Below are 20,921 nucleotides of genomic sequence, written 5' to 3'. Positions count from 1 at the left end.
ATGTTGAAGAATGAGTGGGAGGCAAAAGCCGCTTAACCACAAGGAGGGAAATAAAATGGCTAAAAGAGGAAAGAAATATCAAGATTCTGTTAAGTTGGTAGACCGACAAAAACAGTACAGCCCAAAGAAAGCTGTGGAACTGATTAAAGAAACAGCAAAAGCAAAATTTGACGAAACCGTGGAAGCCCATATTAAATTAGGGGTGGATTCAAGACATGCGGACCAACAGGTAAGAGGGGCAATTGTACTTCCCCATGGTACCGGTAAAGAAGTCAAGGTTTTGGTTTTTGCAAAGGGTGAAAAAGCCGAGGAAGCTAAAAATGCAGGAGCCGATTACGTAGGCGAAGCAGAATTAGCGGATAAAATTCAAAATGAAAACTGGTTCGACTTTGATGTGGTTGTGGCAACCCCGGATATGATGGGTGTTGTTGGAAAACTAGGTCGAGTTCTTGGACCAAAGGGATTAATGCCGAATCCAAAATCCGGAACGGTAACCTTTGACCTTGGAAACGCGGTTAAAGAGATCAAAGCCGGTAAGGTGGAATATCGTCTGGATAAAAGCAACATTATCCATGTTCCAATCGGAAAGGTTTCCTTTGGAGAGCAGGAAATTCATGAGAACTACAAAGCGCTTATGGATGCCATCGTTAAAGCGAGGCCTGCGGCAGCTAAGGGTCAATACCTTAGAAGCGTAACCCTGACAAGCACCATGGGACCAGGAGTTAAAGTCAGCACATCGAAACTGGAAGCCGACGAATAAACATCTTGACAGGCCAAAGGTTTGCTGATAAACTGACTATACAAATGTGAATATTTTGCCGGAGACAGTAGGTGCGAAAGCTTAATTTCCTACTTAGGCTTTGAATATAAGAAACTCAAAGACCTTTTATGTCCTCCGGACGGTAAAAGGTCTTTTTCAATTTCAAGGCAAAATAGGAGCTTTAGAAAGATTTTAAATAAGGAGGTGGCCTTCTGTGTCAAAAGCTATTGAAAAGAAGAAAGTCATAGTGGAAGAAATCAAAGATAAATTTAATCGTTCTACATCAATGCTGGTTGTTGACTATAGAGGATTAGACGTGGCGGAAGCGACGGAGCTTAGAAAACAGTTTAGAGAAGCGGGCGTGGATTACAGTGTTTATCGAAATACTTTGATTCGACGTGCGGCAAAAGAAACGGGAAATGAAGCATTAGTGGAAGATCTGAACGGACCCAATGCCATCGCATTCGGTTATGACGATCCCATCGCTCCGGCAAAAATCGCAAAGAACTTTGCCAAGGATCATGAAAAACTTGAACTAAAAGTTGGTATATTAGAAGGTGAAATGTATAAAGGTGCAGACTTAAATAAAGTTGCATCCATTCCATCAAGAGAAGAACTGATTGCAAAACTTCTTGGAAGCTTTAAAGCTCCAATTTCCAATTTTGCATATATGCTTAAAGCGGTTGCAGATAAGAAGCAAGAAGAAGAAGCCTAAATAAAAAAAATAATCGGAGGTGCTTGATAAATGACACATCAAGAAATTTTAGAAGCAATTGAAAACATGAAAGTATTAGAACTTAATGAATTAGTAGAAGCAGCGGAGGAGAAGTTTGGCGTTTCTGCAGCGGCTCCTGTAGCGGCTGCCGGTGCTGCCGGAGAAGTTGAAGAAGAAAAGACGGACTTTGACGTAGTTCTTGAAAGTGCAGGATCCGGAAAGATTAAAGTAATCAAGATTGTTCGAGAAATCACCGGTCTAGGTCTTAAGGAAGCGAAAGCATTAGTAGATGAAGCTCCTAAGGCAGTAAAAGAAGGCGTTGAAAAAGACGCAGCGGAAGAAATGAAAAGTAAATTAGAAGAAGTTGGAGCAACTGTAGAACTTAAGTAGTGATACATTTGATGCCGGCAACAGACTATTAATCACAAAACTAATCGGGTAAGAGACGCATAATGATGACTCTTGCCTGATTTTTTTATCTCTAAAATAATTATTGACACTCTTGATAGCACTATGATAAAATTATATATTGCATTGAAGTGTGCGTAATATTTTTTTTGACAAGAAATTGTAATATATATATTTAAAGCAAGGAGTGAATACAATGCCACGTCCTATCCAACTTGGAAGAAGTAAAAGAATGACCTACTCCCAGATTAATGAGGTGTTTGACGTACCCAATTTAATCGAACTGCAAAAGTCTTCCTATGAATGGTTTTTGAAAGAAGGCCTGGAAGAAGTCTTCAATGATATTTCCCCGATTGAGGACTATACGGGAAATCTGATTTTGGAATTCATCGGTTATTCCCTGGATGAAGATCCGAAGTATGGAGTTGCGGAGTCGAAGGAACGAGATGTAAACTATGCATGCCCTCTAAAGGTGAAGGTAAGACTGATCAACAAAGAGACCGGTGAGGTGAAAGAGCAGGAAGTATTTATGGGGGATTTCCCTCTGATGACGGACACGGGAACCTTTGTTATCAACGGAGCGGAAAGAGTGATCGTAACCCAGTTGGTTCGGTCCCCCGGTGTGTACTACAACATGGAACGGGACACCTCCGGTCGGGAACTTTATTCCTCAACGGTGATCCCCAATCGGGGAGCATGGCTGGAATATGAGACGGACTCCAACGGAATCATCAGCGTCCGGATTGATCGAAACCGAAAACAACCGGTGACGGTACTGCTGAGAGCCCTAGGGTACAGCAGCGACAGTCAGGTTAAAGATTTAATCGGCGAAGACGAATACCTTTTAAACACCTTAGATAAGGACAATACCACCAATGAAGAAGAAGCCTTGCTTGAAATCTACAAAAAACTAAGACCCGGGGAACCCCCCAACTTAGATAGTGCAAGAACTCTTTTGAACTCCCTGTTCTATGATCCCAAGCGGTATGACTTGGCAAAGGTTGGAAGATACAAATTTAATAAGAAACTTTCCATTGCGCGGAGAATTACAAACCAAGTAGCGGCAATGGATATTGTTGATGAATCAACGGGAGAAATCATTGTAGAAGAAGGTACGAAGATATCCAAAGCTAAAGCCTTTGAAGTAGAAAATTTAGGGATCTATGAAGTGAAGGTTTATGGCGCAGAAGACCGGATCGTAAAGGTGATCGGGAACCGGTTTGTGGATCCGAAAAAATACTTGGACTTCGACCTTTCAGAGTATAAACTGCGGGAGAAGGTTTATTATCCCGTGTTAAAAGAAATTTTAGACAGCAGTGAAACGGAAGATGAAATCAAAGGAGCTTTAAAAGATCGGAGACGGGAACTGGTACCGAAAAACATTATCCACTCTGACATTATAGCTTCTATTAGTTATGTGTTTAACCTGATCCACGGAATCGGGAACACCGATGACATCGACCACCTGGGGAATCGAAGACTGCGATCCGTGGGAGAGTTGATGCAAAATCAATTCCGGATCGGCCTTTCCCGGATGGAACGGGTGGTAAAGGAAAGAATGACCATACAAGACGTGGAAACCGTTACACCTCAAGCCTTAATCAATATTCGGCCGGTGGCGGCATCGATAAAAGAGTTTTTCGGAAGTTCTCAATTATCCCAGTTTATGGATCAGACCAATCCTTTAGCGGAACTGACCCATAAAAGAAGACTCTCGGCCCTCGGACCGGGCGGCCTTTCCAGAGAAAGGGCAGGCTTTGCGGTGCGAGACGTGCATCATTCCCATTACGGAAGAATGTGCCCTATTGAAACTCCAGAGGGACCCAACATCGGACTGATCAACTCCCTGAGTTCCTATGCAAGAATTAATGAGTATGGTTTCACGGAGTCCCCTTACCGAATTGTGGACAAGGAAAGCGCCATCGTGTTGGAAAAAACCCAGTACTTAACGGCGGATGATGAAGACGTGGCCATTATTGCCCAGGCCAATGAGCCTCTGGATGAAGAAGGACGATTTGTAAACAGCAAGGTGACTTGTCGAACCTATAACGGTGCCATTGATGTAGTGCCCCGGGACGAAGTGGACTACATGGACGTATCACCGAAGCAAGTTGTATCCGTAGCCACAGCCATGATCCCTTTCCTGGAAAACGATGATGCGAACCGGGCCCTGATGGGATCCAACATGCAGCGGCAATCCGTACCTTTGTTAAAAACCGACGCTCCTATAATCGGAACGGGAATGGAGTATCGTGCGGCAAAGGATTCAGGAGTTGTTATTGTTGCGGAAACTGAAGGCGTTGTGGAAAAATCCACAGCGACGGAAATTGTGATCAAAGGAGAAAACGGAAATAAAGAACGACACAATCTTTTGAAGTTTAAAAGGTCGAACCAAGGGACCTGCTTTAATCAAAAGCCCTTGGTCAACAAAGGGGAGTTCGTTAAAAAAGGTGACGTATTAGCCGATGGACCCTCCACGGACAACGGAGAACTGGCCCTGGGCAGAAACTGCCTGGTAGCCTTTATGCCTTGGGAAGGGTATAACTTCGAGGATGCGATACTGATTAATGAGCGGCTGGTAAGGGAAGATTCCCTAACATCCCTTCATATAGAAGAGTATGAGTCCGACGCCCGGGATACAAAACTGGGACCGGAAGAGATCACCCGGGATATTCCCAATGTTTCTGAGGACGCCCTGAGAAATCTGGACGAGCGGGGGATCATCCGCATCGGTGCAGAAGTGGACTCCGGTGACATCCTGGTAGGAAAGGTCACCCCAAAAGGGGAGACGGAACTCACTGCGGAGGAACGACTCTTAAGAGCAATTTTCGGTGAAAAAGCGAGAGAAGTTCGAGACACCTCCCTGAAAGTTCCCCACGGGGAAAACGGGATTATTATAGATATCAAAGTATTTACCCGGGAAAACGGCGATGAATTATCCCCCGGGGTAAATGAACTGGTAAGAGTGTATATTGCAAAGAAAAAGAAAATCAACGTAGGGGACAAAATGGCGGGAAGACACGGAAACAAAGGGGTAATCTCCCGGATTCTTCCGGAAGAGGACATGCCTTTCTTACCCGATGGAACCCCGGTGGAGATTGTTTTAAATCCCCTGGGTGTACCCTCGCGAATGAACATCGGTCAGGTGCTGGAAATCCATTTAGGTCTTGCGGCGAAGGCGTTAAACTGGAAAGTAGCCACTCCCGTATTTGACGGAGCGAACGAATATGACATCATGGAGGCTTTAAAAGAAGCGGGCTTCAGCGAAACCGGTAAAGTGCCGCTGATTGACGGAAGAACCGGGGAGAAATTTGATAACGATGTAACCACGGGGTATATGTATATGCTGAAACTGCATCACTTAGTTGATAATAAAATCCATGCAAGGAGTACGGGGCCTTACTCCTTAGTTACCCAGCAGCCCCTGGGTGGTAAGGCACAGTTCGGTGGACAGCGGTTTGGAGAAATGGAAGTTTGGGCCTTAGAGGCCTATGGCTCCGCTCACACTCTACAGGAAATTTTAACGGTAAAGTCCGATGATGTGGTAGGCCGTGTGAAAACCTATGAAAGCATTGTCAAGGGAGAAAATGTTCCGGAACCGGGAATTCCCGAGTCTTTCAAAGTCTTAATCAAAGAACTTCAGAGTTTAGCCCTGGACGTTAAAGTGTTAAGGGATCGTGAAACGGAAATTGAAATCCGGGAGAGTCTGGACACCGAAGGTTCCGATTTAGGCCTGGAAGAGGCACCGGTATCCTTAAATCCACCGAAGGAAAAGGATACAGTAAAAGAAGATGCAGTGGTAGAAGATATAAACAGTGAAGAAGAATAACAATTCTTGCAGGCAGATAAAAAAATCATGAAAAGTGGAAAGGAGCGATACTCCTTGTGTGAATTAAATAATTTTGAATCCATCAAAATCGGTTTAGCATCCGCAGAGAAAATCAGACAGTGGTCAAGGGGAGAAGTAAAAAAACCGGAAACAATTAACTATCGAACATTAAAACCTGAAAAGAAGGGGCTCTTTTGTGAGGAGATTTTCGGACCGACGAAGGACTGGGAATGTCATTGCGGAAAGTACAAAAGAGTTCGTCATAAAGGGGTTGTGTGTGACCGTTGCGGCGTTGAGGTGACCAAGGCAAAGGTGAGAAGGGAAAGAATGGGGCACATTGAACTGGCGGCCCCGGTATCTCATATTTGGTATTTCAAAGGCATCCCCAGTAGAATGGGACTGATTTTGGATATGTCGCCGAGATCCTTGGAAAAGGTGCTGTACTTTGCAGCGTACCTGGTTACGGATCCCGGGGATACAGGACTTACAGAAAAACAGGTATTAACGGAAAAAGAATATAACGATGCTCTGGAAAAGTACGGAAACACCTTTAAAGCCGCCATGGGTGCGGAAGCGGTTAAAGATGTACTGAAAAATATTGATCTGGAAAGCTTGAATACGGAACTTCGGCAAAACTTAAAGGAAAGCACGGGACAAAAACGGGTGCGAACCATTCGAAGGCTGGAAGTTGTGGAGGCCTTTAGAAAATCCGGAAACAAACCGGAATGGATGATTCTAGAGGCGGTACCGGTGATTCCACCGGACCTACGCCCCATGGTTCAATTGGATGGAGGAAGATTTGCCACTTCCGATTTGAACGACTTATACCGTAGGGTTATCAACCGGGATAATCGGTTGAAGCGACTACTGGATTTGGGAGCCCCGGACATTATTGTCCGTAATGAAAAAAGAATGCTTCAGGAAGCGGTGGACGCTTTAATTGATAACGGCCGTAGAGGAAAGCCCGTAACCGGACCGGGAAACCGGCCGCTGAAATCCCTTTCCGATATGCTAAAGGGAAAGCAGGGTCGATTCCGGCAAAATCTTCTCGGGAAACGGGTGGATTACTCGGGACGTTCAGTAATCGTTGTTGGACCGGAACTGAAATTTTACCAATGTGGCCTGCCAAAGAAAATGGCCTTGGAGCTCTTTAAACCCTTTGTAATGAAACGACTGGTTTCGGGAGATCAAGCCCACAATATAAAAAGCGCCAAAAAAATGGTTGAAAAGATAAAACCGGAAGTCTGGGATGTGCTGGAGGATGTGATCAAGGAACACCCGGTGCTCCTAAACCGGGCACCGACCTTGCATAGACTGGGGATTCAAGCCTTTGAACCGGTCCTTGTGGAAGGAAAAGCCATTAAACTGCATCCCTTAGTTTGTACCGCCTATAATGCAGACTTTGACGGAGACCAAATGGCGGTTCATGTGCCGCTGTCTATGGAAGCCCAGGCGGAATGCCGATTCCTAATGCTTTCCCCGAACAACATTTTAGCACCAAAGGACGGAGAGCCGATTACCACCCCTACCCAGGATATGGTTCTTGGTAGCTACTACCTGACCATCGATCAGGATGGGGCCAAGGGTGAAGGGATGGTCTTTAAAGATCAGGATGAAATGATTATGGCCTACGCCAATGGATATGTCAGCCTTCATTCCAAGGTGAAGGTCCGGAGAAAACTGCATGAAAAGGATACGGGAAAACTGGTGGAAAGCACCGTGGGACGTTTCATCTTTAATGAGGAAGTCCCCCAAAACCTTGGATTTGTTGATCGGGAGAAGGACCCCTATGCCCTGGAAGTTGACTTTTTATGTGATAAAAAAGCCCTGGGAGCCATTATCGGGAAGTGTTTCAGGAAGTTCGGCAACAATGAAACCGTTAAACTTCTGGACTACATCAAAGGAATGGGCTTTAAGTACTCTACCAAGGGAGCCATCACCATCGGCGTTTCCGATATTGATGTACCGGAAGCCAAGGTAGCCTTATTACAAGAGGCAGAGGGCAAAGTTGAAAAGTTTGAAAAAGCTTATCGACGAGGTCTGATTTCCGATGATGAGCGTTACGATAAGGTAATCGAAACCTGGTCGGAGACCACGGATCTGGTAACGGATAAACTGATGGAAGGGCTGGACCGGATGAATAATCTTTTCATCATGGCCCACTCCGGAGCAAGGGGAAGTAAGAACCAGATCCGACAACTGGGAGGCATGCGTGGCTTAATGGCCAATGCCAGCGGTCACACGGTAGAAATGCCGATCACCGCAAACTTCCGGGAAGGTCTTACGGTACTGGAATACTTTATTTCCACCCACGGCGCCCGGAAAGGTCTTGCGGATACAGCCCTACGAACCGCTGACTCCGGATATCTGACACGGAGACTGGTGGATGTTTCCCAAGACGTTATTGTAAGAGAACTGGACTGCGGCACGGAAGACGCTACAAAAGTCCATGCCTATAAAGACGGCAATGAAGTCATTGAAGCCCTGTATGATCGACTGGTGGGCCGATATGCTTCTGAGGATTTACTGAATCCGGAAACCGGAGAAATAATCGTTAAAAGAAATGAACTGATTGAGGAAGAAGAGGCGGAGGCTATTGTGGCAACCGGGGTGGAAGAGCTGAACATTCGAACCACCTTAAATTGTAAAACCAAGCATGGAGTCTGCGCTAAATGCTACGGAAGGAACTTGGCTACAGGAAAATCCGTAGAGGTAGGAGAAGCCGTCGGTATTATCGCAGCCCAATCCATTGGTGAACCGGGAACCCAGCTTACCATGAGAACCTTCCATACGGGAGGGGTCGCCGGTGCGGATATTACCCAGGGTCTTCCAAGAATCGAAGAGCTTTTTGAGGCGAGAAAGCCTAAGGGGCTTGCCATCATTTCGGAAATCGAAGGGGAAGTTACCCTTAAGGAAAGCGCCAAGAAGCGGGAAGTGATCGTTAAAAACGAAGAGGATGAAAAGAAATATGAGATTCCTTACAGTGCCCGGATCAAAGTAGATAACGGACAAATCATCGAAAAGGGGGATGAGGTTACGGAAGGTTCCGTAAATCCCCATGACATCCTGAGCATTAAAGGAACCATTGGCGTACAGAACTATATCATCAAGGAAGTGCAAAAGGTTTACCGCCTTCAAGGGGTGGATATCGATGATAAACACGTAGAAGTGATCGTAAGACAAATGCTTAGCCGGGTAAAGGTGGAAGACATGGGGGATACGGATCTTTTACCGGGAACCCTGGAAAATGTATTCGATCTCATTAAAGTCAACGATGAGGCTGTACAGGCAGGACTTGAACCCTCATCCTATTCAGAAACCCTGCTTGGCATTACCAAGGCCTCCCTTGCCACGGACTCCTTTTTATCTGCCGCTTCCTTCCAGGAGACCACAAGAGTGCTGACGGACGCTGCCATAAAAGGGAAAGAGGATCACTTAATCGGCCTTAAGGAGAATGTGATTATCGGGAAATTGATCCCTGCGGGAACGGGAATGAAACGGTATAAAAATATTGCCGTGAATAACTTAGCCCAACCGGACCAAGAGATAGCCGCCGATGAGGTCCCCACAGAAGAGATTTTACTAGAGGAAGGAAATACAAACCAAGCAGTTGACACGGAATAACACTAATGATAAAATGTTTTAGTGCGTAAAATGCGCAGCCTTGTGAAACCTGAGGGGTCTTAGGATCTCTCAGGTGACAACAAAGGAGGAAGCTGACCAATGGACGATCTGAAAAAGAAAAATAAAGTCGTAGGCTTTAAAGAATCCACCCGAGCCATGAAGAACAAAGAAGTTCGGAAGCTGATTATTGCCAAGGATGCTCAACCCCATATTGTAGAGCCTCTTTTACGACAAGCTGAGGAAGAATCCATTGAAGTTCTCCGCGTGGAGACCATGAAGCAATTGGGTCGAAAGTGCGGGATCAGCCTTAATGCTGCCGTGGTGGCGTTAATTAAAGATGCAGTTAATGAAAATTAACCTATAAAAGATTCTAGCCTTGAAAGGAGGTGCAAGGAATGCCTACTATCAATCAATTAGTAAAAAAAGGAAGAAAGAAGATCACTAAGACGTCAGGGGCTCCAGCTCTTCAAAAGGGATTTGACTCCCAAAGAAGAATGGCAACTGATCAAAGTGCGCCACAAAAACGAGGTGTATGTACCGCTGTTAAAACCATCACTCCAAAGAAGCCTAACTCTGCCCTGAGAAAAGTAGCAAGAGTTCGACTGACCAATGGAATTGAAGTTACAGCTTACATCCCCGGAATTGGTCACAACTTACAAGAACACAGTGTTGTACTGATTAGAGGTGGAAAAATCAAAGATTTACCGGGAGTTCGATACCATGTTGTCCGAGGAACATTGGATACAGCAGGAGTAGAAAATCGAGTTCAAGGAAGATCAAAGTATGGTACCAAAAGACCAAAGAAATAAGTCATGAAGTCGTAATGATTTTATATATATTGTATATATAGAGCACAACGGCCACTACTTAAGTGTCGAGTACCGATGAACCAATTTGTATATTTGAGGAGGGAAGACAAGTGCCAAGAAAAGGAAGCGTACCCAAAAGAGAAGTGCTGGCGGATCCAATTTACGGAAGTAAAGTCGTTAGCAAACTGATTAACAATGTTATGTTGGATGGGAAAAAGGGGAAAGCCCAAAATACCGTGTACAAAGCATTTGAAATCATTCAAGAAAAAACCGGTGAGAACCCTGAGGAAGTCTTTGAGAAAGCAATGGAAAACATCATGCCGGTGTTAGAAGTAAAAGCTCGTAGAGTAGGTGGATCCAACTACCAGGTTCCGGTGGAAGTACGACCGGAAAGAAGACAGACTCTAGGACTTCGATGGTTAATCCGATTTACCCGAGCTCGAGGGGAAAAAGGTATGATCGAAAGATTAGCAAAGGAAATTATGGATGCAGCAAATAATACAGGAGCATCCGTTAAGAAAAGAGAAGAAACACACAAAATGGCAGAGGCGAACAAAGCATTTGCACATTATAGATGGTAAAACTAATAAGAGTTTGCCTTTAAGTATGTGAGAGGAGGATTACAGTGTCACGGAAATTCCCATTAGAGAGAACTAGAAATATTGGAATTATGGCTCACATCGATGCCGGTAAAACAACAACAACGGAACGGGTATTGTTTTATGCAGGTAGAATCCGTAAGTTAGGCGAAACCCATGCGGGAGCCTCACAAATGGATTGGATGGACCAGGAAAAAGAACGGGGAATTACTATTACTTCCGCTGCGACAACTTGCGAGTGGAATGACCATAGAGTCAACATCATTGATACACCAGGACACGTTGACTTCACTGTTGAAGTAGAACGATCCCTTAGAGTGTTGGATGGTGCGGTTGCGGTTTTCTGTGCCAAAGGCGGAGTGGAACCCCAATCGGAAACCGTTTGGAGACAAGCGGATAAGTACAAAGTGCCGCGAATTGCTTTTGTAAATAAAATGGATATTTTAGGTGCGGATTACTTTAATGTAGTGGGCATGATGGAAGACCGATTAGGTGCCAAAGCGGTGCCAATCCAGTTACCCATCGGCAAAGAAGATTATTTCAAAGGGATTGTCGATTTGATTAAGATGAATGCCACAATCTATCATGATGATCTTGGTCAGGAAATGGAAGTAACGGAAATTCCGGAAGACATGAAAGAGCTTGCGGATGAATACCGGGAAAAACTGGTGGAAGCCGTTGCGGAAAATGACGAAGAGCTGATGATGAAATATCTTGAAGGGGAAGAAATTACCCAAGAAGAGATCGAACAAGGTTTACGACAAGGAACCGTGGATAATAAAATTGTACCGGTACTTTGCGGATCGGCTTACAAAAACAAGGGTGTTCAGCGTCTATTGGATTATGTAGTGCTATTAATGCCTTCACCCCTGGACGTACCACCGATTACCGGTGTTTTAAAAGATTCTGATGAGGAAGTATCCAGAAAAGCTTCCGATGATGAGCCTTTTGCGGCCTTAGCGTTTAAAATTATGGCAGACCCTTACGTTGGTAAACTTGCCTTTTTCCGAGTATATTCAGGAACCCTAGAGTCCGGTTCCTATGTATATAACTCGACAAAGGGCAAGAAAGAGCGAATCGGTCGTATTCTACAGATGCATGCAAACACCCGGCAGGAACTTACAAAAGTGTATGCCGGAGACATTGCAGCAGCTGTAGGCCTGAAGGATACTGCAACGGGAGACACCCTTAGTGCGGAAAACTCCCAGGTAATTCTTGAATCCATGGTATTCCCTGAGCCGGTGATCGCCGTGGCCATTGAGCCTAAGACGAAGGCGGGACAGGAAAAAATGAGTATTGCCCTACAAAAGCTATCGGAAGAGGACCCCACCTTTAGAGCCCACACCGATGAAGAGACGGGACAAACGATTATTTCCGGTATGGGTGAACTTCATCTGGACATCATTGTTGATCGTATGCTTCGGGAATTCAAAGTGGAGGCTACCGTAGGTAAGCCTCAGGTAGCTTATAAAGAAACGATTTCTCAAGAAGTGGATATCGATAAGAAATATGCTCGTCAATCCGGTGGTAGAGGACAGTATGGACACGTTAAAATGCGAATTTATCCTCAAGAGCCCGGTACCGGTTATGAGTTTGTGAACAAAACAGTCGGAGGAGCTATTCCGAAAGAATACATTCCGGCGGTTGACGCAGGAATTCAAGAAGCCATGGAAAACGGAGAAATTGCCGGGTTTGAAGTGGTGGACGTAAAAGTGGAACTATATGATGGTTCTTACCATGATGTAGACTCCTCGGAAATGGCCTTTAAAGTTGCCGGATCCATGGCATTTAAAGAGGGACTGAGAAAAGGAACGCCTGTACTTCTGGAACCCTACATGAAAGTGGAAGTGGTTACGCCGGAAGATTACCTGGGAGATTGTATTGGAGACTTGAACTCCAGACGAGCCAAGGTCGAAGGAATGGAGCCTCGAGTGGGAGGCGTACAAGCGATCAAAGCCTTTGTACCCCTTGGAGAAATGTTCGGTTATTCTACGGACCTTCGATCCAACACCCAGGGACGAGCTAACTACACTATGCACTTTGATCACTATGAACAGGTACCCCGAAGTATTGCAGAAGAAATTAAAGAAGGCAAGAAGTAATTAAATTAATAAATTAAATTTACTAATAGAGGAGGATGAACAATGTCAAAAGCAAAATTTGAAAGAAATAAACCCCATGTAAACATTGGGACTATCGGTCACGTAGACCACGGAAAGACAACCTTAACCGCGGCGGTAACCATAACCATGCATAAGCGAAACGGTACCGGAGCTGCGGTAGACTTTGACAAGATTGACAAAGCACCGGAGGAAAAGGAAAGAGGTATTACGATCTCTACCGCCCACGTAGAGTACGAAACCGCAAACCGACACTATGCTCACGTAGACTGCCCGGGACACGCGGACTATGTAAAGAACATGATCACGGGAGCCGCACAAATGGACGGAGCGATCTTAGTCGTATCCGCAGCCGACGGTCCAATGCCTCAAACCCGAGAGCATATTCTTTTATCCCGACAGGTAGGCGTACCTTACATCGTAGTATTCATGAACAAGTGTGACATGGTAGACGATGAAGAGTTACTAGAGCTTGTGGAAATGGAAATTCGGGATCTCCTTAGCGAGTACGACTTCCCCGGAGACGACATTCCAATCATTCAAGGATCTGCACTAAAAGCCTTAGAAGATCCGGACAGCGAATGGGGAGACAAAATCGTCGAACTGCTTGATGCTGTAGACGAATACATCCCTGCACCGGAAAGAGACTTAGACAAAGACTTCTCCATGCCTGTAGAGGACGTATTCTCTATTACCGGACGAGGAACCGTAGCTACCGGACGGGTAGAACGGGGATCTGTAAAGGTACAGGACGAAGTAGAGTTGGTAGGACTTTCCGACCAGAAGCGAAAGCTTGTAGTAACGGGAGTGGAAATGTTTAGAAAGTTACTAGACTACGCAGAAGCGGGAGACAACGTAGGACTGTTACTACGGGGAATCCAACGAGACGAAATCGAAAGAGGACAAGTACTGGCGAAGCCGGGAACCATTGATCCTCATACGAAGTTTAAAGGGGAAGTATACGTACTGAAAAAAGAAGAGGGTGGACGACATAAGCCTTTCTTTGACGGATACCGACCACAGTTCTTCTTCAGAACCACCGACGTTACCGGTTCCATCAGCCTAGGAGAAGGAACGGAAATGGTAATGCCCGGAGACAACGTAACCATGGAAATCGAGCTGATCAGCCCGATTGCAATGGAAGAAGGTCTACGATTTGCGATTCGAGAAGGTGGACGAACCGTAGGCGCCGGTGTTGTAGCTCAAATCATAGAGTAGTATTACAATTCGGTAAAATATAGTCGAATAACTAGATTGATCAACAGAATTTAGAAGAGGGGGACACCCCTTCTTCTAAATTTCTTTTTTAAAAAAAACGTAAAAAAACCTTGAAATTCTCACTAGGATGATATAAAATATACTAGTGTGCAAAATGGCGATGAAGCGAAAGGTTGCCTAAGGATCTTGGGAAATTTTCGTGGAGCATGTCAGATCAACGAATCGGGCGACAGGGAATCGAAAATGCGAAAAGGATATGATACACCTGGAAGCGTTTACCGACAACCCGGTCGTACGTAACAGAAAAAAACGTGCGATAAAGGAGGGAAATTGAATGGCAGAGAAGAAAAAAAGTCAAAAGATCAGAATTCGATTGAAGGCTTATGATCATAAGTCTTTAGATCAATCCGCAGGCAAAATTGTAGAAACTGCTAAAAGAAGTGGTGCAGAGGTATCCGGTCCAATCCCGTTACCAACCAAAAAAGAAGTGGTAACCATTATCCGGGCAACTCACAAGTACAAGGACTCAAGAGAACAATTTGAAATGCGGACTCACAAAAGATTAATTGACATTCTTGAACCATCACAAAAGACTGTGGATTCTCTAATGAGATTGGATCTACCGGCTGGCGTGGACATTGAAATTAAGTTGTAAGAACAGTAAAACTAAGATATAGAAGCCCTATTTCTTAGGATGATTATACGAACAGGTATAATCCGCTGTAAGATTATTAGGAGGTGTACATTGATGAAATTTGTATTAGGAAGAAAAGTTGGTATGACTCAAGTTTTCAGTGAAGAAGGAGAGGTTACACCGGTTACGGTCATCGAAATCGGGAAGAATGAAGTAGCTCAATTAAAAACCACTGAAAAAGACGGCTATGAAGCGGTTCAAGTCGGTTACGACGAAAAGAAGGAAAGCCGAACGGTAAAGCCCGAAAAAGGTCACTTTGACAAAGCGGGAATCACGCCGAAGAAGTTTTTACGGGAATTCCGGGTGGAAAAAAGTGAAGAATTTTCCCAGGGACAGGAAATCACTGCGGCGACATTTGCAGCGGGAGATAAAGTGGATATTATTGGAACGTCCAAGGGAAAAGGTTTTCAAGGTAATATCAAGCGACACAATCAGTCAAGAGGACCGGAAACACATGGTTCCAGATACCACAGAAGACCGGGTTCCATGGGAGCTTCTGCGGACCCTGCAAGAGTTTTCAAAGGAAAGAACTTACCGGGACAAATGGGTAATGAACGGGTAACCGTACGAAACCTTGAAATTGTGAAGGTGCTTGAGGATAAAAACGTAATCCTTATCAAAGGTGCCGTACCGGGACCAAAAAAAGGATTAATCACGATAAAAGAAACGATAAAGCAAGGTAAATAAAGCTTATCGCAGAGAGGAGGATAACAATGCCGAAGGCAGCAGTATATAACGTATCAGGAGAACAAGTAAATGAAATGGAATTAAAGGACAGCGTATTCGGAGTGAAAATTAACGAGCACGCAATGCACCAGGTAGTGAAAAATCAACTGGCAAACAAGCGCCAGGGAACCAAATCCACCTTAACCCGTGCCGAGGTTCGAGGGGGAGGAAGAAAGCCCTGGAGACAAAAAGGTACCGGACGGGCAAGACACGGTACGATCCGATCCCCAATTTGGGTAGGGGGAGGCGTAGCCTTTGCACCGAAGAGTCGGGACTTCAGCTACACCTTACCTAAGAAATTAAAAAGAATCGCTATGAAATCCGCACTATCTTCCAAGGTAGCAAGTGAACAAATCAGAGTATTGGAAGAATTAAAACTGGATGCACCAAAAACAAAAGAGATGGCAAACATCTTAAAGAGTTTAGATGCAGGGAAAAAAGCCTTAATCGTAATCACTGATAATGACGAAGCAATTGTAAGATCAGCGAAAAACATTCCGGGAGTGCAAACGGCTTCTGTAAACACTTTGAATGTATACGACATCTTAAAATATGATCACTTCATCATTACAAAAGACGCGGTTGAAAGGGTCGAGGAGGTGTACGCATAATGAGAAATCCACATGATATCATTATCAAACCCTTAGTAACGGAGCAAAGTATGGACGGAATGGCTGAACGGAAGTACTCGTTTAAGGTGGCTCGAAATGCCAACAAAACGGAAATCAAAAAAGCCATCGAGAAAATTTTCGATGTAAAGGTTGAAAAGACTAATACACTGAATATGACCGGAAAAGTTAAGCGAATGGGAAGAAACGAAGGAAAACGAGCAGACTGGAAAAAAGCGATCATTACATTATCCGAAGACAGTAAAGAAATTGAGTTCTTCGAAGGAATGTAAGGAATTTGAAAGATAAAGGAGGGAAATGCAATGGCAGTAAGAAAGTTTAAACCCACAACTCCGGCAAGAAGACAGATGACGGTCTCAGACTTTAAAGAGATATCCAAGGTAGCTCCAGAGAAATCATTACTCGCTCCCTTGAAGAAATCCGGAGGTAGAAATGTACATGGTAAAATCACCACAAGACACATCGGTGGCGGAGCCAAAAGAAAATATAGAATCATCGACTTTAAAAGAAACAAAGATGGAATTCCTGCAAAGGTTGCAACCATCGAATACGATCCGAACAGATCCGCAAATATTGCGCTGCTTCACTATGTAGATGGTGAAAAGCGATATATTTTAGCTCCTAAGAACTTATTTGTAGGAGACATGGTAGAATCCGGAGAAGGATCCGATATCAAAGCAGGGAATGCATTGAAACTTAAGGATATGCCTGCAGGTACGGTAATTCACAATATCGAAATGAAGCCCGGAAAAGGCGGACAAATGGTTCGTTCCGCAGGAAACTACGCACAGCTTATGGCGAAGGAAGGTAAAAATGCAACCATCAAGTTGCCTTCCGGAGAAATGAGAAGAATCAGCTTGGAATGTCGAGCCACCGTTGGCCAAGTAGGAAATGTTGAACATGAAAACATTACCGTCGGTAAAGCGGGAAGAAGTCGACATAAAGGCATTCGACCCACGGTTCGTGGTTCCGTAATGAACCCTAATGATCACCCACACGGTGGTGGTGAAGGTAGAGCCCCAATCGGTATGCCATCTCCTGTAACTCCATGGGGTAAACCAACCCTTGGATACAAAACCCGTAAAAAGAATAAAGCATCGAATAAAATGATTATTTCTCGTAAGAAAAAGAAGAAATAAATTCGATTAAATAGTATATTCGTTTCTGGAAGGAGGCAAAATTAATGAGTCGTTCTGTAAAAAAAGGACCTTTTATTCACAAAAGGTTATTAAAGAAAATTGAAGAAATGAACAAAACCGATGAAAAGAAAGTGATCAAAGTCTGGACTCGATCTTCCACGATTTTCCCGCAAATGATCGGACATACCCTGGCTGTGCACGACGGAAGAAAGCATGTGCCGGTGTACATTACGGAAGATATGGTAGGACATAAACTAGGGGAGTTTGCACCCACAAGAACTTTCCGAGGACATGCCAACACAGAAAAAACAAGCAGAGTAAAATAATCGAATAGATAATTGAAAGGAGGTTGTCTACGTGGAAGCAAAGGCAATAGTAAAATTTGTAAGAATATCTCCTAGAAAAGCTCAACAGGTAATCGATTTAATCAGAGGAAAACAAGTGGACGAGGCATTGGCAATTTTAAAGCATGCCCCGAGAAAATCAGCGCCGATTGTTGAAAAGTTATTAAACTCTGCAATCGCAAACGCTGAGAATAATCATGAGATGTCTAGAGAAAGTCTTGTGGTCTCTGAAATTTTCGCGAATCAAGGACCGACTATGAAAAGATTCAAACCAAGAGCAATGGGACGTGCAACAATGATTCGAAAAAGAACCAGTCATATTGGAGTAACGTTAAAAGAAATTTAGTATTAAGGAGGGACAAGAATGGGTCAAAAAGTAAACCCCCATGGTTTAAGAGTAGGTGTTATAAAAGATTGGGATACGAAATGGTATGCCAACAAGAAAAACTTTTCTGATTACCTGGTTGAAGACCATAAGATAAGAAAATTTGTAAAAAAAGAACTTTATATATCAGGCATTGCAAAAGTCGGCATTGAACGAGCCGCCAACAATCGAGTGAAGGTAAATGTTCACACTTCAAAGCCCGGAATGGTAATTGGTAAGGGTGGAACAGGCGTGGAAAAACTTCGAAAAGACATTGAAAAGCTCACGAAGAAAAGCGTAGCAGTCAATGTGGTAGAGGTTAAGCTTCCCGAGAAAAATGCTCAACTGATGGCAGAAAACATCGCCTTTTCTTTGGAAAGAAGAGTTTCCTTTAGAAGAGCCATGAAGCAAGCCATGCAAAGAGCCATGCGTTCAGGTGCCAAAGGTGTTCGAGTAGCCACTGCCGGAAGACTTGGTGGAGCGGATATGGCAAGAACCGAAGGTTACAGTGAAGGAAATGTACCACTGCACACCTTAAGAGCGGATATTGATTATGGATTTGCTGAAGCGGATACTACCTACGGAAAGTTAGGCGTAAAGGTATGGATCTACAATGGCGAAGTTTTACCGGAGAAAAAACAAGAACCTAAAAAAGAAGAACCCAAAAAAGAAGAAAAAGCGATCTAATATAGATAGATTCGGTTTAGTAGGAAGGAGGAATAGCGCATGTTAATGCCAAAAAGAGTAAAACGTCGACGAGTATTCAGAGGAAGAATGAAAGGCGAGGCAAACCGGGGAAATAAAATTTCCTACGGTGAGTACGGAATTATGGCACTGGAACCAGGTTGGATTACATCAAACCAAATAGAGTCCGCCCGTATCGCAATGACGCGATCAATTAAAAGAGGTGGTAAAGTTTGGATTAAAGTATTCCCACACAAGTCGGTAACCAAGAAGCCTGCCGAAACCCGAATGGGTGCCGGTAAAGGGGCTCCCGATCATTGGGTGGCCGTAGTAAAACCGGGACGAATCATGTTTGAAATTGCAGGAGTTTCGGAAGAAAAAGCAAGAGAGGCAATGAGACTTGCTATGCATAAATTGCCGATAAAAACAAAGTTTGTTATGCGTGACGAACAAGAAGGTAGGGGTGGTGAAGCTAATGAAAGCTAAAGAGATTCGAGATATGAACGAAACTGAACTCAACAAAAAATTATCAGATCTTAAAAGCGAACTTTTCAATCTGCGTTTTCAATTAGCAACAGGCCAGCTTGAAAACCCTGTGAGAATTCGAAGCGTGAGAAAAGACATTGCTAGAATTAAAACGGTTATGAGGGAAGAAGAGTTAGGCATGAAAAGAGCGTAAACTAAGGTTTTAGTGGAAGGAGGCTAACACATGGAAAGAAATAATCGAAAGACCCGGGAAGGTCGAGTCGTTAGTGATAAAATGGATAAAACCGGAGTAATTGAAATAGAAAGTCGTGTAAGCGATAAACTCTACGGTAAAGCGGTTAAGAGAACCACGAAGTTCAAGTTTCATGATGAAAACAACGAATGTGGTTTGGGCGATTTAGTAAGAATCATGGAAACAAGACCGGTATCAAAGGACAAGCGATGGAGACTGGATACCATCATCGAAAAAGCGAAATAATAGGAAAATGCGAAGGGAGGTATTAATATGATTCAACAAGAATCACGCCTTAAGGTTGCAGATAATTCAGGAGCAAAAGAATTACTTTGCATTAAAGTACTTGGTGGAACCAAGCGAAAGTATGCGGGAGTTGGAGACGAAATCGTTTGTTCCGTAAAAAGTGCAACACCCGGTGGTGTTGTAAAAAAAGGTGAAGTAGTCAGAGCAGTGATCGTAAGAACGGTAAACCCAGTGAAAAGAAATGATGGAACCTATATTAAGTTTGATCAAAATGCCGGAGTAATTATTAAAGAAGACAAATCTCCAGCGGGAACAAGAATTTTTGGACCAGTGACAAGAGAGCTTAGAGATAAGAACTTTATGAGAATTGTTTCACTTGCTCCAGAGGTATTATAACTAAGGAGGTGCGAAGGATGCATATTAAAAAAGATGATACCGTAGTCGTTATTGCAGGAAAAGATAAAGATAAAAAAGGAAAAGTTCTGGAAGTTTTCCCTAAAAATGAACGAGTATTGGTAGAGGGTATCAACATGACGAAGAAACATCAAAAACCCACCCAACAAATGCAACAAGGCGGAATCATTACACAGGAAGCCCCGGTACATGTTTCAAATGTCATGGTATATGACAAAAAAGCGGATCAAGGGGTTCGGGTTGGATATAAAACGGAAGCAGGCAAAAAAGTAAGAGTCAGCAAAAAAACTGGTGAAGTTTTAGACTAAATCAATAAAAGAGAGGAGGTATGTCTCTAATGGCCAGACTAAAAGAAATGTATAAAAATGAAGTTGCTCCAGCAATGATGGAGAAATTTAACTATAGCAGCGTAATGGAAATCCCCAAATTAGAAAAAATCATCATCAATATGGGAGTAGGCGACGCTCGGGATAACGTAAAGAACCTGGAAGTAGCAGTGGAAGAAATGGCGACCATCACCGGACAAAAGCCCATTATCACAAAAGCGAAAAGATCGGTTTCGAACTTTAAAGTACGGGAAGGAATGCCCGTAGGTGCGAAGGTGACTTTAAGAGGCAGCACAATGTACGAATTTATGGACCGCTTATTCAATGTTGCCCTGCCACGGGTTCGTGACTTCAGAGGAGTAAGCACCAAAGCCTTTGACGGACGAGGGAATTATGCCTTAGGCGTAAAAGAGCAGTTGATTTTCCCGGAAATTGAATACGATAAAGTGGACAAGGTACGAGGTATGGATATTATTTTTGTAACTACTGCAAACAGCGATGAAGAGAGCAGGGAGTTACTAAGACTTATGGGACTAGCGTTCGCTAAGTAAGAAG

24 protein-coding genes and 1 other annotated feature are annotated in these 20,921 nt (G+C 43.9%); all 24 genes read left to right on the top strand.

Translation table 11 applies throughout. The annotated features are described in order from the left end of the window. Nucleotides 1-55: 55 nt before the first annotated feature. The 24 genes from rplA (at nucleotide 56) to rplE (ending at nucleotide 20,917) form a co-directional block, all read left to right on the top strand. A complete protein-coding gene (gene rplA, locus ISALK_RS11120; protein WP_160722272.1) occupies nucleotides 56-760 on the top strand; it encodes a 50S ribosomal protein L1 in 705 nt (234 codons plus the stop codon). Nucleotides 761-800: 40 nt separating this feature from the next. Further along, nucleotides 801-927 (top strand) — a sequence feature (ribosomal protein L10 leader region). Nucleotides 928-974: 47 nt separating this feature from the next. Next, nucleotides 975-1,475, top strand: coding sequence for a 50S ribosomal protein L10 (gene rplJ, locus ISALK_RS11115; RefSeq protein WP_160722270.1), 501 nt, complete (start codon nucleotides 975-977; stop codon nucleotides 1,473-1,475). A gap of 30 nt (nucleotides 1,476-1,505) precedes the next feature. Continuing rightward, complete coding sequence (gene rplL / locus ISALK_RS11110) at nucleotides 1,506-1,865, top strand: 50S ribosomal protein L7/L12 (protein WP_160722268.1); 360 nt, start codon at nucleotides 1,506-1,508, stop codon at nucleotides 1,863-1,865. A 214-nt stretch (nucleotides 1,866-2,079) separates the two neighbouring features. Then, nucleotides 2,080-5,712 (top strand): DNA-directed RNA polymerase subunit beta, encoded by a 3,633-nt coding sequence (gene rpoB, locus ISALK_RS11105; RefSeq protein WP_160722266.1) that lies wholly within the window; start codon nucleotides 2,080-2,082, stop codon nucleotides 5,710-5,712. 54 nt (nucleotides 5,713-5,766) lie between these two features. Then, nucleotides 5,767-9,336 (top strand): DNA-directed RNA polymerase subunit beta', encoded by a 3,570-nt coding sequence (gene rpoC, locus ISALK_RS11100; RefSeq protein WP_160722264.1) that lies wholly within the window; start codon nucleotides 5,767-5,769, stop codon nucleotides 9,334-9,336. Between the two features lie 99 nt (nucleotides 9,337-9,435). Next, entirely contained in the window at nucleotides 9,436-9,693 is a 258-nt protein-coding gene (locus tag ISALK_RS11095; RefSeq protein ID WP_160722262.1) for a ribosomal L7Ae/L30e/S12e/Gadd45 family protein, read from the top strand. Nucleotides 9,694-9,731: 38 nt separating this feature from the next. After that, nucleotides 9,732-10,145, top strand: coding sequence for a 30S ribosomal protein S12 (gene rpsL / locus ISALK_RS11090; RefSeq protein ID WP_160722260.1), 414 nt, complete (start codon nucleotides 9,732-9,734; stop codon nucleotides 10,143-10,145). Between the two features lie 110 nt (nucleotides 10,146-10,255). Further along, a complete protein-coding gene (gene rpsG, locus ISALK_RS11085; RefSeq protein WP_160722258.1) occupies nucleotides 10,256-10,726 on the top strand; it encodes a 30S ribosomal protein S7 in 471 nt (156 codons plus the stop codon). A gap of 44 nt (nucleotides 10,727-10,770) precedes the next feature. Further along, nucleotides 10,771-12,846, top strand: coding sequence for an elongation factor G (gene fusA, locus ISALK_RS11080; RefSeq protein WP_160722256.1), 2,076 nt, complete (start codon nucleotides 10,771-10,773; stop codon nucleotides 12,844-12,846). Between the two features lie 42 nt (nucleotides 12,847-12,888). After that, complete coding sequence (gene tuf / locus ISALK_RS11075; RefSeq protein WP_160722254.1) at nucleotides 12,889-14,082, top strand: elongation factor Tu; 1,194 nt, start codon at nucleotides 12,889-12,891, stop codon at nucleotides 14,080-14,082. 334 nt (nucleotides 14,083-14,416) lie between these two features. Further along, nucleotides 14,417-14,737, top strand: a complete 321-nt coding sequence (gene rpsJ, locus ISALK_RS11070; RefSeq protein ID WP_160722252.1) for a 30S ribosomal protein S10 — start codon at nucleotides 14,417-14,419, stop codon at nucleotides 14,735-14,737. Nucleotides 14,738-14,827: 90 nt separating this feature from the next. Beyond that, a complete protein-coding gene (gene rplC / locus ISALK_RS11065; RefSeq protein ID WP_160722250.1) occupies nucleotides 14,828-15,463 on the top strand; it encodes a 50S ribosomal protein L3 in 636 nt (211 codons plus the stop codon). Nucleotides 15,464-15,489: 26 nt separating this feature from the next. Continuing rightward, nucleotides 15,490-16,113 carry a 50S ribosomal protein L4 gene (rplD, locus tag ISALK_RS11060; protein WP_160722248.1) on the top strand — a complete coding sequence of 208 codons (624 nt, stop codon included), beginning with the start codon at nucleotides 15,490-15,492 and terminating at the stop codon, nucleotides 16,111-16,113. Further along, nucleotides 16,110-16,403 (top strand): 50S ribosomal protein L23, encoded by a 294-nt coding sequence (gene rplW, locus ISALK_RS11055; RefSeq protein ID WP_371723900.1) that lies wholly within the window; start codon nucleotides 16,110-16,112, stop codon nucleotides 16,401-16,403. The genes rplD and rplW overlap by 4 nt, the downstream gene beginning before the upstream one ends. A 30-nt stretch (nucleotides 16,404-16,433) precedes the next feature. Beyond that, nucleotides 16,434-17,270, top strand: coding sequence for a 50S ribosomal protein L2 (gene rplB, locus ISALK_RS11050; RefSeq protein WP_160722244.1), 837 nt, complete (start codon nucleotides 16,434-16,436; stop codon nucleotides 17,268-17,270). A gap of 44 nt (nucleotides 17,271-17,314) precedes the next feature. Then, on the top strand, nucleotides 17,315-17,596 hold the full coding sequence (gene rpsS / locus ISALK_RS11045) for a 30S ribosomal protein S19 (RefSeq protein ID WP_160722242.1): 282 nt from the start codon (nucleotides 17,315-17,317) through the stop codon (nucleotides 17,594-17,596). Nucleotides 17,597-17,627: 31 nt separating this feature from the next. After that, nucleotides 17,628-17,960, top strand: coding sequence for a 50S ribosomal protein L22 (gene rplV, locus ISALK_RS11040; protein ID WP_160722240.1), 333 nt, complete (start codon nucleotides 17,628-17,630; stop codon nucleotides 17,958-17,960). Between the two features lie 18 nt (nucleotides 17,961-17,978). After that, a complete protein-coding gene (gene rpsC, locus ISALK_RS11035) occupies nucleotides 17,979-18,665 on the top strand; it encodes a 30S ribosomal protein S3 (protein ID WP_160722238.1) in 687 nt (228 codons plus the stop codon). Nucleotides 18,666-18,704: 39 nt separating this feature from the next. Further along, nucleotides 18,705-19,148, top strand: a complete 444-nt coding sequence (gene rplP / locus ISALK_RS11030; protein WP_160722236.1) for a 50S ribosomal protein L16 — start codon at nucleotides 18,705-18,707, stop codon at nucleotides 19,146-19,148. Continuing rightward, nucleotides 19,138-19,341 carry a 50S ribosomal protein L29 gene (gene rpmC, locus ISALK_RS11025; RefSeq protein ID WP_160722234.1) on the top strand — a complete coding sequence of 68 codons (204 nt, stop codon included), beginning with the start codon at nucleotides 19,138-19,140 and terminating at the stop codon, nucleotides 19,339-19,341. Before rplP ends, rpmC begins: the two co-directional genes overlap by 11 nt. A 30-nt stretch (nucleotides 19,342-19,371) precedes the next feature. After that, the gene (gene rpsQ / locus ISALK_RS11020; protein WP_160722232.1) at nucleotides 19,372-19,626 is read left to right on the top strand and encodes a 30S ribosomal protein S17; all 255 of its coding nucleotides are present in this window, start codon (nucleotides 19,372-19,374) and stop codon (nucleotides 19,624-19,626) included. A 27-nt stretch (nucleotides 19,627-19,653) separates the two neighbouring features. Beyond that, nucleotides 19,654-20,022, top strand: a complete 369-nt coding sequence (rplN, locus tag ISALK_RS11015; RefSeq protein ID WP_160722230.1) for a 50S ribosomal protein L14 — start codon at nucleotides 19,654-19,656, stop codon at nucleotides 20,020-20,022. 17 nt (nucleotides 20,023-20,039) lie between these two features. Next, nucleotides 20,040-20,348, top strand: a complete 309-nt coding sequence (gene rplX / locus ISALK_RS11010; protein WP_160722228.1) for a 50S ribosomal protein L24 — start codon at nucleotides 20,040-20,042, stop codon at nucleotides 20,346-20,348. Nucleotides 20,349-20,377: 29 nt separating this feature from the next. Further along, nucleotides 20,378-20,917, top strand: coding sequence for a 50S ribosomal protein L5 (rplE, locus tag ISALK_RS11005; RefSeq protein WP_160722226.1), 540 nt, complete (start codon nucleotides 20,378-20,380; stop codon nucleotides 20,915-20,917). Nucleotides 20,918-20,921: the final 4 nt, after the last annotated feature.

The organism is Isachenkonia alkalipeptolytica (genome assembly GCF_009910325.1).
Classification (GTDB): Bacteria; Bacillota; Clostridia; order Peptostreptococcales; family T1SED10-28; genus Isachenkonia; species Isachenkonia alkalipeptolytica.
Note: the sequence above shows the minus strand (reverse complement) of the source record. Positions and strands in the feature narration are given on the sequence as shown.